Here is a 14,848-nt window from a genome sequence, read left to right on the forward strand (position 1 = left end):
CGCGGGACCGGACCCGGCGCGACTTGGATATTCTGCAGGGGTGACCGCTGCCCGCCAGGGCCGCTGCCCGTCCGAGTCAGGAGCCCGACATCAGCACCTTCGCCGACACCACGTTCACGGACCCCGCGAAGATCCGGAACTTCTGCATCATCGCGCACATCGACCACGGCAAGTCGACGCTCGCGGACCGCATGCTGCAGCTCACCGGTGTGGTCGAGGAGCGCCAGATGCGGGCCCAGTACCTCGACCGGATGGACATCGAGCGCGAGCGTGGGATCACCATCAAGGCCCAGAACGTGCGGCTGCCGTGGCAGGTCGACGGCGAGGACTACGTGATGCACCTCATCGACACGCCCGGGCACGTGGACTTCACGTACGAGGTCTCCCGTGCGCTCGAGGCATGCGAGGGGGCGGTGCTCCTCGTCGACGCCGCCCAGGGCATCGAGGCGCAGACCCTCGCGAACCTCTACCTCGCTCTCGACAAGGACCTGACGGTCATCCCGGTCCTGAACAAGATCGATCTGCCCGCGGCCGACCCGGACCGCTACGCCGCCGAGCTCGCCCACATCGTCGGCTGCGAGCCCGAGGACGTGCTGCGCGTGTCGGGCAAGACCGGCGTGGGCGTGCCGGAACTGCTCGACGAGGTGATCCGGCAGGTGCCGCCGCCGGTCGGCGACCCCGACGCGCCGGCCCGCGCGATGATCTTCGACTCGGTGTACGACACCTACCGCGGCGTCGTCACGTACGTGCGTGTGGTCGACGGCAAGATCGTGCCCCGCGAGAAGATCAAGATGATGTCCACCGGCGCCACCCACGAGCTGCTCGAGGTGGGCATCGTCTCGCCCGAGCCGAAGGCCACCGCCGGTCTCGGCGTCGGCGAGGTCGGGTATCTCATCACCGGAGTGAAGGACGTGCGCCAGTCGAAGGTCGGCGACACCGTCACCTCTGCCCGCGGCGGCGCCGCCGAGCCGCTCACCGGCTACCGCGAGCCCCGCCCGATGGTCTACTCCGGCCTGTACCCGGTGGACGGGTCGGACTACCCCGTCCTGCGCGACGCCCTCGACAAGTTGCAGCTCAACGATGCCGCGCTCACCTACGAACCCGAGACGTCGGTGGCTCTGGGCTTCGGGTTCCGGTGCGGCTTCCTCGGCCTGCTGCACATGGAGATCACCCGGGAGCGGCTCGAGCGCGAGTTCGGCCTCGACCTGATCTCCACCGCCCCCAACGTGGTCTACCGCGTGGTGCTCGAGGGCGGGCAGGAGCACATCGTCACCAACCCGTCGGACTGGCCCGAGGGCAAGGCCCGCGAAATCTACGAGCCGATCGTCAAGTGCACGATCATCTCCCCGAGCGAGTTCATCGGTTCGATCATGGAACTGTGCCAGTCGCGGCGCGGCGAGCTCGGCGGCATGGACTACCTGTCCGAGACCCGCGTCGAGCTGCGCTACACCCTGCCGATGGCCGAGATCATCTTCGACTTCTTCGACTCGCTGAAGTCCCGCACCCGCGGCTACGCCAGCCTCGACTACGAGGAGGCCGGCGAGCAGGAAGCCGCGCTGGTGAAGGTGGACATCCTGTTGCAGGGCGAGGCCGTCGACGCGTTCAGCGCGATCGTGCACAAGGACGCGGCGGCCGCGTACGGCAACAAGATGACCACCAAACTCAAGGAGCTCATCCCGCGGCAGCAGTTCGAGGTCCCGGTGCAGGCGGCGATCGGGTCGAAGATCATCGCCCGGGAGAACATCCGCGCGATCCGCAAGGACGTGCTCGCCAAGTGCTACGGCGGCGACATCAGCCGTAAGCGCAAGCTGCTCGAGAAGCAGAAGGAGGGCAAGAAGCGGATGAAGACGATCGGCCGGGTGGACGTCCCGCAGGAGGCGTTCGTGGCCGCGCTCTCGTCCGAGGCGTCTTCCGACAAGCCGAAGGGGAAGTAGCCCACCGTGCTCGAGACCTGGCTCACGCGCACCCTGGGCGTCACCGTTCCGCTGCTCGGCGCCCCGATGGGAGGCCGCGCCGGCGGCCGGCTGGCCGGCGAGGTGACCCGCGCGGGTGGCCTCGGCCTGATCGGGGCCGCGCGCTACAACACCCCGCAATGGCTGGCGGCCGAGTCGGCGCTGGCCCGCGAACTCGGCGGCGGGCTGCTCGGGTTCGGCCTGATGACGTGGTCGCTGGCCGCCGACGACAGTCTCCTCGACGCGGTGCTGGCCGAACGGCCCCGGGTGGTGTCGCTGTCCTTCGGCGACCCGGCGCCCTATGTGCCGCGCGTGCACGCGGCGGGCGCCCTGGCGATCTCCCAGATCAACACGATCGAGGACCTGCGGATCGTCGAGGCCGCCGGGGTCGACGCGGTCGTCGCGCAGGGACACGAGGCCGGCGGGCACACCGGCCGCATCGGGACGCTGCCGCTCCTGCAGGAGGTGCTCGAATCGACGTCGCTGCCGGTGCTCGCCGCCGGCGGCATCGCGTCCGGACGGGGACTGGCCGCGGTGCTCGCGGCCGGCGCCGAGGGCGCGCTCGTCGGCACCGCGTTGCTGGCGAGCCCCGAGACGGTCGGCCCGGAGTACGCCCGGGACAGGCTCGTCGCGGCGAGCAGCACCGACACCGTCTACACCGACGTCTTCGACCGGGCCCGGCACCAGCCGTGGCCGGCGCGGTGGGGCGGCCGGGCCCTGACGAACGACTACACCGCCGAGTGGCACGGGCGCGGCGCCGACGAGGAGACCCTCGCCGCCGCGTACGACGGCAACGACCCCCGGCTCGGCGTGGTCTACGCGGGCGAGGCGGCCGGACTCGTGCGGGAACAGCGGCCCGCCGGCGAGATCGTCCGCGACATCGCGGCCCGCGCGGAGGAACTGCTGCGCCGCTTCGGGTAGCGGGTCAGGGCGCCGGACGCGCGGGCAGGAACTCCCCGGCCGCGATCTGTTCCTCCGCCCGGATCACGTGCACGACCGCGTTGATCTGCGCCAGGTGGGTGAAGGCCTGGGGGAAGTTGCCCAGGTGCCGGCCCGAGCGCGGGTCGATCTCCTCGGCGTAGAGCTTGAGCGGGCTGGCGTAGCCGAGGAGTCGTTCGCACAGGGTGCGGGCTCGTTCCACCTCGCCGATCTCCACCAGGGCGGAGACCAGCCAGAACGAGCAGATCGTGAAGGTGCCCTCCTCGCCGGTCAATCCGTCGTCGGTGGAGTCCACCCGGTACCGCAGGACCAGGCCGTCCTCGGTCAGTTCGTCCTCGATCGCCAGGACCGTCGCCCGCACCCGCGGGTCGTCGGCCGGCAGGAACCGCAGCAGCACGACCAGCAGCGCGGACGCGTCCAGGGAGGGATGACCGTAGCGCTGGGTGAACACCCCGCGCTCGTCGACACCGTGGGCGAGAATGTCCGCCTTGATCTCGTCGGCGACGGCGTCCCACCGCGCGGCGTGGTCCGGGCGGCCCTGCATGCGCGCCAGTCGCGCGCCGCGGTCGAGAGCGACCCAGCACATCACCTTGGACGAGGTGAAGTGCTGCGGCTCTCCCCGGACCTCCCAGATGCCGCGATCGGGCAGGCGCCAGTGGTCCTCGGCCTGGCCGACGAGCCGTTGCACGGCCGGCCAGAAGGTCTGGGGCATGTGCCGGCGGGTCCTCGCGTGCAGGTACACCGAGTCGAGCATGGCGCCCCAGATGTCGTGCTGCGTCTGGTGATACGCATCGTTACCGATGCGCACCGGACGGGCCCCGTCGTAGCCGCACAGGTGGTCGAGCTGCGATTCGGTGAGCACGCGCTCCCCACCCACGCCGTACATCACCTGCAGCGGCTGCAACCGACCGTCCTCGCTGCGGGAGGCGTCGGAGATGAACGCGAAGAACGCGTCGGCCTCCCGGTCGAGGCCGAGGGTGTACAGGCCCCACAGTGCGAACGTGGAATCCCGCACCCATGCGTAGCGGTAGTCCCAGTTCCGTTCTCCACCAGGTGTTTCCGGAAGTGACGTGGTGGCCGCCGCGAGCAGGGCGCCGGTCGGTGCGTAGGTCAGGCCCTTGAGGGTCAGGGCGCTGGCCTGCAGGAAACTCCGCCAGGGGTGATCGGGGAAGCGGCCCGTGGTGATCCACTCGCGCCAGAAATCGGCCGTCTCCGCCATTTTCGCGGCGGCTTCCTCGAACGTGTCGGGACACTGCACATCCGACCACGACAGCGCGACGAACGCCTTGTCGCCCTTGACCATCCGGGTGCGTGCCCGGGCCTCGCCGCCCTCGAGCCCGAGCCGGAGGTCGGTGGTGAGCCGCAGTTCGGGATGCTCGCCGGGTTCGCCGCCGGTGCAGAACGCGGTGGCCTCCTCGTACACCTTGCCCGTGTACTCCCAGCGCACCGGGGCACGGTGGTAGTCGAACGCCGGCGCGCAACTGACGTCGAGTTCCACCGTCCCGCTCACGCAGCGGACGGTGCGCAGCAAAATGTGCTCGGCGTCCCAGTCCGTCGGCGTCCGGGTGTGAGTGCGCGATCGTTCCTGGACGGCGTGCCAGGGTCCCATCACCAGCGCGTCCCGCACCACCATCCAACCCGTCTCGGTCTGCCACGTGGTCTCGAGGATCAGTCCGCCGGGCAGGTACCGGCGTGCGGCGGGGACGGTGCGGTCGTGCGGTCCGACGCGGAAGTAGCCGGCGCTACGGTCGAGAATCGCCCCGAACACGCTGGGCGAGTCGGGCCGGGGCAGGCACATCCATTCCACCGCCCCGTTGCGCGCGATGAGGCATGTCGTTTCGCAGTCCGACAGGAACGCGTAGTCGTCGATCGGCGGGTACGGGCTGCGGTGTGGCGGGTGGGAATGCGCGGAGGAGATCCCGGACCCCTGAAACGTCTGTGCCATCACCTCATGATCCCGGCACCCGGCCGTCGGCGTCCACCGAAACGGCGACGACTAGGGTGGGGGCGTGGATCGGGTGGCTTCGTGGTGGGACGGCTTCGAGTTGTGGCTGGCCGGCCTTCCCTTCGTCCCGCAGGTCGCGCTGGTGCTGGTCGTCATGGTGCCGTTGTGCGCCGGCGTGGCCTGGCTGCTCGACCGCGCCCTCGCGGGCGTGCTCGCGGCCGTCGGACGCAGAGAGCCGGCCGCGTCCGAACGGAAGACGGAGGATCGCTGACATGCCACGCTCGCGGGTGACCCTGGCCTTGCTGGCCCTGCTCGTTCTCGTCGTCGTGGCCTGGCTGCTGACCCGCTGACCCTGCGCCGGAGGTACGTCGTGAAATCTCGTCCGGGCCGGCGCGTCGCGGCGCTCGCCTCGATCGCGGCCGTCGTGCTCACCGCGTGTTCGGCCGGCTCCGGCGATCGCGGCGACGCGGCCGAGGCCGGCTCCGGGTTCTCCGGGCCCACCGTCGACCTGTACGCCCACGAGGGTGCCCGGGCGGCGCTGGACACGGTGATCGCCGCGTTCGGCACCACCGAGGCCGGCGAGGACGTCCGCTTCGACGGCGCGTCCGGTCCGTCCGCGCAGCAGGCCGTCGCCGTCGTGGACGGCGCCTCGGCCGATTTCGTCACCTTCGCATCGGTGCCGGACCTGACCGGACTTGTCGACGCGGGGCTCGTCGACCCGGACTGGAACGCCGGAGCGTACCGGGGAGTCCCGTACGGGTCCGTCGTGACGATGGTCGTGCGGGAGGGCAATCCCCGGGGTGTGGCGGGCTGGGACGATCTGCTCGCGCCCGGCCTCGAGGTGATCACCCCCGACCCGTCGGCCTCCGGTGCGGCGAAGCTGAACCTGCTCGCCGCGTACGCCGCGACGAGCGGCGGCGGTGCCGATCCGCAGGCGGGGCTGGACTACCTCGCCGCGCTCGTCGGCGACCACGTCGAAACCTCGCCCGCGAGCGGCGAAGAGGCCGTGGAGGCGTTCGTGCAGGGGGCCGGCGACGTGCTGCTCCTCTCGGAACACGAGGCGATGCGGCTCGAGCGCGACGGCGCCGCCGTCCGGCGTGTCCCCCTGACCACCACTCTCCGGATCGACAGCCCCGCCGCGGTGATCGACAACGCACCCGACGTGCGGGCGGCGCAGGAGTTCAACGACTTCCTCTACACCGGGGAGGCGCAACGGCTGTGGGCGGCGGCCGGATTCCGGCCCGCCGACCCGGGCGTGGCACGCGAGTTCGCCGACGACTTCCCGGCTCCCGAAAGACTGTGGACCGTCGAGGATCTCGGTGGCTGGAGCACGGTCGACGCCGAGCTGTTCCGGCCCGGTACCGGCAGCATCGCCGTGATCTACGCCGACGCGGCGAACTAGGGCGACGGAGTCGGTATCCGCGCGCCCTGCGGACTGCTGCGCTCGAAATTCCTTGCGCGACCGTAGGTTCACGGCCGCATGCGTCACTCGCGGCAGATGAGTACCGGGCAGCGGGAGTGGTGGAGCAGGCCCTGGCCGGTGGAGCCGAGCAGAGCCGACGCGATCGTGCTGCGACCGTGGCTGCCCACCGCGACGAGTTGCGCGTCGATGGAGCGCTCGATGAGGGCCACCATCGCGCCGCGGCGCTCGAGCTCCGTCCGCAGCTCGACGTCGGGATACCGCTCGCGCCAGCCGGCCAGGCTCTCCGCGAGGTCGGCGACCTTCTGCTCCGCGTACGTCGACCAGTCGACGAAGCGGGCGGACTCGTCGTAGCCCCGCAGGGTCGACTGCTCGGTCCACGCGTGCACGGCGATCAGCGGTACGCCGAGGAACGACGCGAACTCGAACGCATGCTCGATGGCGGCGTTGCTCAACGCGCTGCCGTCGACGCCGACGACGACCGGCCGGGTGTCCACCTCCTCGTGGTCGCCCTCGCCCCGCCACGCCACGACCGGGCAACGGGCGTGGTTGGCGACGCGGACGACGTCGGAGCCGGCGAACATCGAGCGCAGTTCGCCGGTCGTGGTCCGGCCCACCACCAGCAGGCGGGCGGTCTGCGACAGTTCGACGAGGGTCTTCGCCGGCGGTCCCGGCCGGCTGCTGCATTCGACCGTGACGTCCGTGCGGCCGTCGAGCGCCGCCTGGCGGGCGCGTTCGAGCAGCCGTTCGCTGTCGGCCTGCAGGAGCTTGGCGAACTCCTCCTTGGATCTGCCGCCGGTCGCGCTCGGCGCATCGGGCAGCACGTTGACGAGGTGCAGCGGCTCGCGGAAGATCCGGGCGGCGGATGCGGCCCAGTGGGCCGCGGAGAACGAGCCGTCCGAACCGTCGATGCCTACTACGATCCCGTGCCGAATCGGTGCTGTGGCCATGACGATGCCTCCTTGCCTCGACTCCAGTCTGTGCCGATACGACCGGCGTGCGCCAGAGGCAATCGGTGGATGTCAGGCGATGTGGCGCGCGGCGGCCCCGGCGTGCACGAGCGACTGCCGGTAGCGCTCGTCGATCACGAGCCCGACGGCATCGGAGGCTGCGAGGGTGCCGGCGCAGCTGACCTCGGGGAACGCCGCCCGGGCGGCGGCGACGGCGCGGTCCCACAGCAGGCCGGGGGCGAGCATCCACGGCGCGAGCACGAGGGTGGTGGCGCCGGCGGCGCGCAGGGCCGACAGGGCGTCGACGACGGTCGGTGCCGCGGCGGTGGCGAAGCACGTCCGGCCCCACGCCCACGAGGTGCCCCGCAGCAGGCGCGGGGTGATCGCGTCGGTGGCGTCGTTGGCGTCCCGGCGACGGGATCCGACCGCGCACAGCGCGACGCCCACCGTCGGGTCGGTCCGGGAGACACCGGTGGCGGCGATCGCCTCGCGGGCCGCCGCGACGAGACGGTCGTCGGCGCCGAGGACGTCCGCCTGGATCACGTCGAGGAGCGGGTGCCGGGCGCGGGCCTCGGCGAGGAGCGCGGGCAGATCCACGCGGGCATGGAAGGCGCTGCCCAGCAGCAACGGGACCACCACCACGCGGCGGTGCCCCTCGGCGGCGACGGCGTCGACGACCTGTCCCACCGACGGGGTGTTCAGGTCCAGGAACGCGAGCCGCACGTCCCGGCCCGGGTGGCGTTCCCGCAGCGCCGCGAGCACGGCAGCCATGGCGCGCGCCGAGCGCGGGTCACGGCTGCCGTGCGCGACGGCGACGAGCGGGATCATGCGGGGACGCGGTCCCCGAGTTCGATCTCGGCGAGGCTGTTGCCCACCAGGCCCGCGGCGAGGGTGTTGCCGCCCGCGGGATCGATGAGCAGGAAGCTGCCCGTGCGGCGGTTGACCTTGTAGTCGTCGGCCGCGATGGGCTCGGCGACCCGGACGGTGATGCGGGCGATCTCGTTGAGCTCGAGCGACTCGGGGGTGGGAACCGAGGTCAGGGTCTGCTCGTCGAAGCGCTCCTCGAGCGTCCCGACGATCGCCTGCGTCGTGCGGGTGCCGTGCTTGAGCAGCAGCCGGGCACCGGGCCGCAGCGGCTTCTCCGCCAGCCAGCACACCGTCGCCTCGAACTGGCCGATCGGTTCCGGGGCGGCGGCCGGGGCGGCGATGACGTCGCCGCGGGAGACGTCGACGTCGTCCGCGAGGACCAGCGTGACGCTGCGGCCGGCGTGCGCGACGTCGAGCTCGCCGTCGGCGGTGTCGATCCGCTCGATGGTGGTCCGGGTGCCCGCGGGCAGGATCACGACCTCGTCGCCGGGACGGACGCTGCCCGCCGCGACCTGCCCGGCGTAGCCGCGGTAGTCCGGGAACTCGGCGGTGCGGGGCCGGATCACGTACTGGACCGGGAACCGCAGCCCGATCTCGTGACGGCCGTGGACGTCGGCGTCGACCGGGACGGACTCGAGGTGCTCGATGAGCGTCGGACCGTCGTAGTACGGCGTGTTCTCCGAACGGACCGCGACGTTGTCCCCGTGCAGGGCGGAGACCGGGATCTCCTGCACGTCCTCCGGGGACCAGCCGAGCGACCGGGTCAGGGCGTTGAACTGGCCGCAGATGTCGGCGAACACGCGCGCCGGGTCGTCGACCAGGTCGATCTTGTTGACCGCCAGGACGAGCTTGGGCACGCCGAGCAGCGCGAGGACGGCGGCGTGCTTGCGGGTCTGCGCGATCACGCCCTTGCGGGCGTCGACGAGCAGCACCACGAGCTGGGCGGTGGACGCACCCGAGACGGTGTTGCGGGTGTACTGCACGTGTCCCGGGGTGTCCGCCAGCACGAAGCTGCGCCGGGGGGTGGCGAAGTAGCGGTACGCGACGTCGATGGTGATGCCCTGTTCGCGCTCGGCGCGCAGGCCGTCGACGAGCAGGGACAGGTCGGGGGTGTCGAGACCCTTGTCGACCGAGGCGCGGGTGACCGCGTCGATCTGGTCGGCCAGCACGGACTTGGTGTCGTACAGCAGCCGGCCCACGAGGGTGGACTTGCCGTCGTCGACGCTGCCGGCAGTGGCGAGTCGAAGGAGGTCGCTCATGATCAGAAATATCCCTCTCGCTTGCGGTCCTCCATGGCCGCTTCGGAAACGCGGTCGTCGCCGCGGGTGGCCCCGCGCTCGGTGAGCCGCGACGCGGCGACCTCGGCGAGGATCGCCTCGTTGTCGGCGGCCTCGGACAGGATCGCGCCGGTGGTGGAGCCGTCGCCGACCGTGCGGTAGCGCACCGACCGGACCTCGAGTTCCTCGCCCTCGGCCGGGCCGCCCCAGACGCCGGGCGTCATCCACATGCCGTCGCGCCGGTACACCGGGCGCTGGTGGGCGTAGTAGATGCCGGCGAGTTCGACGTTCTCCCGGGCGATGTAGCGCCAGATGTCGAGCTCGGTGAAGTTGCTCAGCGGGAAGACCCGCACGTGCTCGCCGGGGGCGTGCCGGCCGTTGTACAGGTTCCACAGCTCGGGCCGCTGCCGCTTGGGATCCCACTGGCCGAACGCGTTGCGCAGCGAGAAGATCCGTTCCTTGGCACGGGAGCGCTCCTCGTCGCGGCGGCCGCCGCCGAACACCGCGTCGAAGCGGTTCTCGGCGATGGCGTCGAGCAGCGGTACCGTCTGCAGCGGATTGCGGATCCCGTCGGGCCGCTCGGTGAGGCGGCCGTCGGCGAGGTAGTCTTCGACCTTCGCCACGTGCAGCCGCAGCCCGTACTTCTCGACGACGTGGTCGCGGAACTCGAGGACCTCGGGAAGGTTGTGCCCGGTGTCGACGTGCAGCAGCGCGAACGGCAGCGGCGCCGGCCAGAAGGCCTTGAGCGCCAGATGCAGCAGGACCGTCGAGTCCTTGCCGCCCGAGAACAGGATCACCGGGCGCTCGAATTCGCCGGCGACCTCGCGGAAGACGTGGATCGCTTCGGACTCGAGCGCGTCGAGGGTGTCGAACCTGTCGCCGTCCGACTTGCGCCGGGATTCGGAGAAATTCGTGTCGATGAGTGTCATGAGGCGTGCAACCCGCATTCGATCTTGGCTCGGCCGGCCCACCGTCCGCTGCGCGGATCGGCTCCGGGTAGTGGTTTGGCGGTGCAGGGGGCGCACCCGATGGACGGATAGCCCTCGTCGACCAGGGGATTGACGAGGATCCCGTGCTCGTCGATGTAGTTCTGCATGTCCTCGTCGGACCACGCGGCGATCGGGTTGATCTTCACCAGCCCGAAGGCATCGTCGAAGGAGATCAGCGGGGCGTTGGCCCGGGTGGGGGCCTCCACCCGGCGGATGCCGGTGACCCACGCCTGGTAGCCCTTCAGGGTCTCCTTCAGCGGCACCACCTTCCGCAGGCGGCAGCACTCGTTGGGGTCCCGCGCGAACAGATCCTTGCCGAGCAGTGCGTCCTGCTCGGCCACCGTCTGCTGCGCCTTGGCCTCGACCACGTTGACGCCGTACACCTGCGCCACGGCGTCACGGGTGCCGAGCGTCTCCGCGAAGTGGTAGCCGGTGTCGAGGAACAGCACGTCCACGCCGGGATGCACCTGCGCCGCGAGGTGCACGAGCACCCCGTCCTGCATGTTCGACGCCACGATGTACGAGTCGCCGAAGTTCTCCTCGGTCCACTGCAGCAGTTCCCGCGCCGAGGCGCCGTCGAGAGTGGCCGCCCCCTGCGCGGCCAGTTCCCGCAGTTCCTCCGTTGTCCGTGTCGTGGTCACGTTCCGTCCTTCGATCGTCTGCTCCCCGGTCATCGCAAATCGGCCTCGTCCGCGCGCAGCACCCACTGCGAGAAGCGCTCTCCCGCAGTGCGGTGCTTGACGAAGTTGCGCACCACACGCTCGATGTAGTCGCCCATCTCGGCGCTGGTCACCTTGTGCTGGCGCAGCTTGCGGCCGAACGCGGCATCCATGCCGAGCGTCCCGCCGAGGTGCACCTGGAAACCCTCCACCTGGTTGCCGTCCCCGTCGTCGACGAGCTGGCCCTTGAAGCCGATGTCGGCGACCTGCGAACGCGCGCACGAGTTGGGGCAGCCGTTGATGTTGATCGTCACCGGAACGTCCAGCTGGGCGTTGATGTCGGCGAGGCGCTGCTCGAGCTCGGGCACCAGCGCCTGCGAGCGCTTGCGGGTCTCGACGAACGAGAGCTTGCAGAACTCGATGCCCGTGCAGGCCATCAGGTTCTTGCGCCACGGCGTCGGGTTCGCGGGCAGGCCCAGTTCGCCGAGGTCGGCGATCAGCTGATCGACCTTCTCGTCGGCGACGTCGAGCACGATGAGCTTCTGGTAGGGCGTGAAGCGGATGCGATCGGATCCGGCCTTCTCGGCCGCGTCGGCGACGGCGGCGAGGATCGTGCCGGAGACCCGGCCCGCGATGGGGGCGACGCCGACCGCGTTGAGCCCGTTGCGCAGCTTCTGCACGCCCACGTGGTCGATCGGGCGCGCCGGCTTCTCCGGCGCGGGTCCGTCCAGCAGCGGCCGCTTCAGGTATTCCGTTTCGAGAACGTCCCGGAACTTCTCGACGCCCCAGTCCTTGATCAGGAACTTCAGCCGCGCCTTCGAGCGCAGGCGGCGGTAGCCGTAGTCGCGGAAGACCGACACGACGGCCTCCCACACGTCGGGCACCTCGGCGAGCGGGATCCACGCGCCGACCCGTTGCGCCAGCATCGGATTCGTCGACAGGCCGCCGCCGACCCACAGGTCGAAGCCGGGGCCGTGCTCGGGGTGGTTCACGCCGACGAACGCGACGTCGTTGATCTCGTGCACCACGTCCTGCTGACCGGAGATCGCGGTCTTGAACTTGCGCGGCAGGTTCGAGTACTGCGGGTCGCCGATGTAGCGGCGGACGATCTCCTCGACCGCCGGTGTGCCGTCGATGATCTCGTCGAGGGACTCGCCGGCGAGGGGGGAGCCGAGGACCACGCGGGGGCAGTCGCCGCACGCCTCGGTGGTCTTCAGGCCGACGGATTCGAGACGGCGCCAGATCTCCGGGACGTTCTCGACCTCGATCCAGTGGTACTGGACGTTCTCGCGGTCCGACAGGTCGGCGGTGTCGCGAGCGAACTCGGTCGAGATCCCCGCGATCGTGCGCAGCTGCGCGAGGTTCAGGGCGCCGCCGTCGCAGCGCACCCGCATCATGAAGTACTTCGCCTCGAGCAGATCGATGTTCTCGTCGCCGGTGTAGGTGCCGTCGTAGCCCTGTTCGCGCTGCGTGTACAGGCCCCACCAGCGGAAGCGGTTGCGCAGGTCGCTCCGGTCGATTCCGTCGAATCCCGTGTGCGCGTAGATGTCTTCGATGCGCCGGCGCACGTTGAGCGGGTTGTCGTCCTTCTTGACCTGCTCGTTGGGATTGAGCGGCTCACGGTAGCCGAGGGCCCACTGGCCCTCCGCGCGCTGCTTGGCGGGCCGGGCCGGCCGGCGGCGGGCCGCGGCGGTTTCGGTCGTATCGCCGGCGGGGGAGACGTCGGTGGTCGACGACATACGGGTACTCCTGGAGTTCGCGAGGGACCGGATCGGGATCGGCAGGGCGGGCTGAGCCCGGCGCGGACATGCCTCGACCCGGCGGGAAGCGGGGGCTGCCGGGGGTGGGGCCGACTATCGACAGTCGGCGCAGAAACCGGCGGTGCAGGACAGACACCGCGATGCACAGACACGCTTGAGGTCGACGTGGCGTCGCGCCACGAGTCGCACTCCGGGTCCGGTCATGCGGACCATTGTGCCATGTCACGGGCCTGTTCTCGAAACGTGGCGGTATTTACGCCGAATTTCGGGGAAATGCCGAGGTGACAGCGCCGGGCCGGGGAGGCGTGTCCGGGCCGTGCTCGGGCGGCGGGCTCCGCTCGGCCTTCTGGAACACTGGGGGAGTGAGTGGAACCAATGTCGGAGTCGGTGCAGGGTTCGAATTGCCGGCCTCGGCCCTCGCCGGTGTCGGTTCCCGCCCGTTCGGTGTGTACGTGCACGTCCCGTTCTGCGCGAGCCGCTGCGGCTATTGCGACTTCAACACCTACACCGCCGGGGAGCTCGGCACATCGGCGTCCCCGCAGTCGTGGCTCGAGGGGTTGCGCCGCGAGCTCGACATCGCGGCGCGACTGCTCGGGGCCCCGGCGGCGCAGACCGTCTTCGTCGGCGGTGGCACCCCGTCGCTGCTCGGTGCCGACGGCCTGTCGCAGGTGCTGGCCGCGGTCCGGTCGAGCTTCGGTCTCGCCCCGGGCGCGGAGGTGACGACGGAGTCCAACCCGGAATCGACGTCGCCGGAGTTCTTCGACGGCATCCGCGGGGCCGGTTACACCCGCGTGTCGCTGGGCATGCAGTCCGCCGCCCCGCACGTGCTGGCGGTACTCGACCGCACGCACACCCCGGGCCGGGCCGTCGCGGCGGCGGGCGAGGCGCGGGCCGCCGGATTCGATCACGTCAACCTCGACCTCATCTACGGCACCCCCGGCGAGCGGGACGAGGACCTCGACGCGTCCCTCGACGCCGTGCTCGCGGCGGACGTCGATCATGTCTCGGCGTACGCGCTGATCGTCGAGGACGGCACCGCGCTCGCCCGCAGGGTGCGCAGGGGTGAACTGCCGGCCCCCGACGACGACGTGCTCGCGGCCCGCTACGAGCGCATCGACGCGCGGCTCGAGGCCGCCGGCCTGACCTGGTACGAGGTGTCGAACTGGGCGCGCGCCGACGATCCGTCGGCGCGGTGCGCCCACAATCTCGGCTACTGGGACGGCGGCGACTGGTGGGGGGCCGGGCCGGGCGCGCACAGCCACGTCGGCGGCGTCCGCTGGTGGAACGTCAAGCACCCGGCGCGCTACGCGGACGCGCTCGCCGCCGGCGGGCTCCCGGTCGGGGGCAGCGAACTGCTCACCGCCGGCGATGTCCACACCGAACGGGTGATGCTCGAGGTGCGGCTGCGCACCGGCCTGCCGCTGGACGTGCTCGCCCCCGACGAGCGACGCGCCGCCGAGACCGTCGTGGCGGACGGCCTCGCCGACCTGCGCGCCGGCCGGCTGGTGCTCACCGATCGCGGCCGGCTCCTCGCCGACGCGGTGGTGCGCACGATCCTGACCTGACCGCGCGGCGGCCGGCCCGGAGCCCTGACCGCGCAGCGGTGCGCTGTCTACGCCTCGGTGGTGTCGGCGTCCGGGGCGTGGGGGAACAGGGCGTCGTAGTCGAACACTCGCGCATGCAGGACGGTGCGGTTGCGCAGCGCCGAGCGCACGGCCCGGTGCAGGCCGTCCTCGAGGTACAGCACACCCTTCCACTGGACCGCGTGCGGGAAGAGGTCGCCGTAGAAGGTGGAGTCCTCCGACAGCAGCCGGTCGAGCTCGAGCACCTTCGTGGTGGTGACGATCTGGTCGAGCCGCACCTGCCGGGGCGGGATCTGTGCCCAGTCGCGCAGCGAGAGCCCGTGGTCGGGATACGGCTTGCCGTCCCGGACGCCCTTGAAAATCATGGCACCAACTTACGACGCGTCGCCGGCGGGCGCCGTCCCGCTCGCCGTCCGGGACCGGCGACTAAACTGGAGCGAAACGGCACGCAGTGCACCGTCCTGCGGTGGTGCGTGCCGTTCCGGGTGCGACAGCAGAGACGGAGGT

The 14,848-nt window shown here is 71.1% G+C and carries 13 protein-coding genes; 5 read left to right on the forward strand and 8 right to left on the reverse strand.

Annotation, left to right across the window (positions count from 1 at the left end):
* The first annotated feature begins 146 nt into the window (after positions 1-146).
* Both lepA and ACWPOB_RS04810 read left to right on the forward strand, forming a co-directional pair.
* Positions 147-1,934, forward strand: coding sequence for a translation elongation factor 4 (gene lepA, locus ACWPOB_RS04805; protein WP_455400199.1), 1,788 nt, complete (start codon positions 147-149; stop codon positions 1,932-1,934).
* Positions 1,935-1,940: 6 nt separating this feature from the next.
* Entirely contained in the window at positions 1,941-2,873 is a 933-nt protein-coding gene (locus ACWPOB_RS04810) for an NAD(P)H-dependent flavin oxidoreductase (RefSeq protein ID WP_455400084.1), read from the forward strand.
* 4 nt (positions 2,874-2,877) lie between these two features.
* On the opposite strand, the gene ACWPOB_RS04815 is transcribed toward ACWPOB_RS04810, so the two are convergent.
* Positions 2,878-4,836, reverse strand: coding sequence for a glycoside hydrolase family 15 protein (locus ACWPOB_RS04815; RefSeq protein ID WP_100058685.1), 1,959 nt, complete (start codon positions 4,834-4,836; stop codon positions 2,878-2,880).
* Between the two features lie 64 nt (positions 4,837-4,900).
* Between ACWPOB_RS04815 and ACWPOB_RS04820 the strand changes: the two genes are divergently transcribed.
* On the forward strand, positions 4,901-5,107 hold the full coding sequence (locus tag ACWPOB_RS04820) for a hypothetical protein (protein ID WP_006933801.1): 207 nt from the start codon (positions 4,901-4,903) through the stop codon (positions 5,105-5,107).
* A gap of 99 nt (positions 5,108-5,206) precedes the next feature.
* The gene (locus tag ACWPOB_RS04825; RefSeq protein WP_455400085.1) at positions 5,207-6,238 is read left to right on the forward strand and encodes an extracellular solute-binding protein; all 1,032 of its coding nucleotides are present in this window, start codon (positions 5,207-5,209) and stop codon (positions 6,236-6,238) included.
* A gap of 83 nt (positions 6,239-6,321) precedes the next feature.
* On the opposite strand, the gene ACWPOB_RS04830 is transcribed toward ACWPOB_RS04825, so the two are convergent.
* The 6 genes from ACWPOB_RS04830 to ACWPOB_RS04855 form a co-directional block, all read right to left on the reverse strand.
* Positions 6,322-7,206: a universal stress protein gene (locus ACWPOB_RS04830; RefSeq protein ID WP_100057442.1), complete on the reverse strand. Its 885-nt coding sequence runs from the start codon at positions 7,204-7,206 to the stop codon at positions 6,322-6,324.
* A gap of 72 nt (positions 7,207-7,278) precedes the next feature.
* The gene (locus tag ACWPOB_RS04835; RefSeq protein WP_455400086.1) at positions 7,279-8,034 is read right to left on the reverse strand and encodes a sirohydrochlorin chelatase; all 756 of its coding nucleotides are present in this window, start codon (positions 8,032-8,034) and stop codon (positions 7,279-7,281) included.
* Positions 8,031-9,332 carry a sulfate adenylyltransferase subunit 1 gene (locus tag ACWPOB_RS04840; RefSeq protein WP_100057440.1) on the reverse strand — a complete coding sequence of 434 codons (1,302 nt, stop codon included), beginning with the start codon at positions 9,330-9,332 and terminating at the stop codon, positions 8,031-8,033. The genes ACWPOB_RS04835 and ACWPOB_RS04840 overlap by 4 nt, the downstream gene beginning before the upstream one ends.
* A gap of 2 nt (positions 9,333-9,334) precedes the next feature.
* Positions 9,335-10,279 carry a sulfate adenylyltransferase subunit CysD gene (cysD, locus tag ACWPOB_RS04845; protein WP_100057439.1) on the reverse strand — a complete coding sequence of 315 codons (945 nt, stop codon included), beginning with the start codon at positions 10,277-10,279 and terminating at the stop codon, positions 9,335-9,337.
* A complete protein-coding gene (locus ACWPOB_RS04850; protein WP_455400087.1) occupies positions 10,276-11,013 on the reverse strand; it encodes a phosphoadenylyl-sulfate reductase in 738 nt (245 codons plus the stop codon). Before ACWPOB_RS04850 ends, cysD begins: the two co-directional genes overlap by 4 nt.
* A complete protein-coding gene (locus tag ACWPOB_RS04855; protein ID WP_100057437.1) occupies positions 11,010-12,737 on the reverse strand; it encodes a nitrite/sulfite reductase in 1,728 nt (575 codons plus the stop codon). The genes ACWPOB_RS04850 and ACWPOB_RS04855 overlap by 4 nt, the downstream gene beginning before the upstream one ends.
* A gap of 383 nt (positions 12,738-13,120) precedes the next feature.
* Between ACWPOB_RS04855 and hemW the strand changes: the two genes are divergently transcribed.
* Positions 13,121-14,323: a radical SAM family heme chaperone HemW gene (gene hemW / locus ACWPOB_RS04860; protein WP_455400088.1), complete on the forward strand. Its 1,203-nt coding sequence runs from the start codon at positions 13,121-13,123 to the stop codon at positions 14,321-14,323.
* Between the two features lie 47 nt (positions 14,324-14,370).
* On the opposite strand, the gene ACWPOB_RS04865 is transcribed toward hemW, so the two are convergent.
* Positions 14,371-14,706, reverse strand: a complete 336-nt coding sequence (locus tag ACWPOB_RS04865; protein ID WP_006933828.1) for a type II toxin-antitoxin system VapB family antitoxin — start codon at positions 14,704-14,706, stop codon at positions 14,371-14,373.
* Positions 14,707-14,848: the final 142 nt, after the last annotated feature.

Source organism: Rhodococcus sp. 2H158 (assembly GCF_053764755.1).

Coding starts and splice junctions, on each gene's coding strand:
- ACWPOB_RS04815 (WP_100058685.1), bottom strand. CDS start 4,836: ATGGCACAGACGTTTCAGGGGTCCGGGATCTCCTCCGCGCATTCCCAC.
- ACWPOB_RS04830 (WP_100057442.1), bottom strand. CDS start 7,206: ATGGCCACAGCACCGATTCGGCACGGGATCGTAGTAGGCATCGACGGT.
- ACWPOB_RS04835 (WP_455400086.1), bottom strand. CDS start 8,034: ATGATCCCGCTCGTCGCCGTCGCGCACGGCAGCCGTGACCCGCGCTCG.
- ACWPOB_RS04840 (WP_100057440.1), bottom strand. CDS start 9,332: ATGAGCGACCTCCTTCGACTCGCCACTGCCGGCAGCGTCGACGACGGC.
- cysD (WP_100057439.1), bottom strand. CDS start 10,279: ATGACACTCATCGACACGAATTTCTCCGAATCCCGGCGCAAGTCGGAC.
- ACWPOB_RS04850 (WP_455400087.1), bottom strand. CDS start 11,013: ATGACCGGGGAGCAGACGATCGAAGGACGGAACGTGACCACGACACGG.
- ACWPOB_RS04855 (WP_100057437.1), bottom strand. CDS start 12,737: ATGTCGTCGACCACCGACGTCTCCCCCGCCGGCGATACGACCGAAACC.
- ACWPOB_RS04865 (WP_006933828.1), bottom strand. CDS start 14,706: ATGATTTTCAAGGGCGTCCGGGACGGCAAGCCGTATCCCGACCACGGG.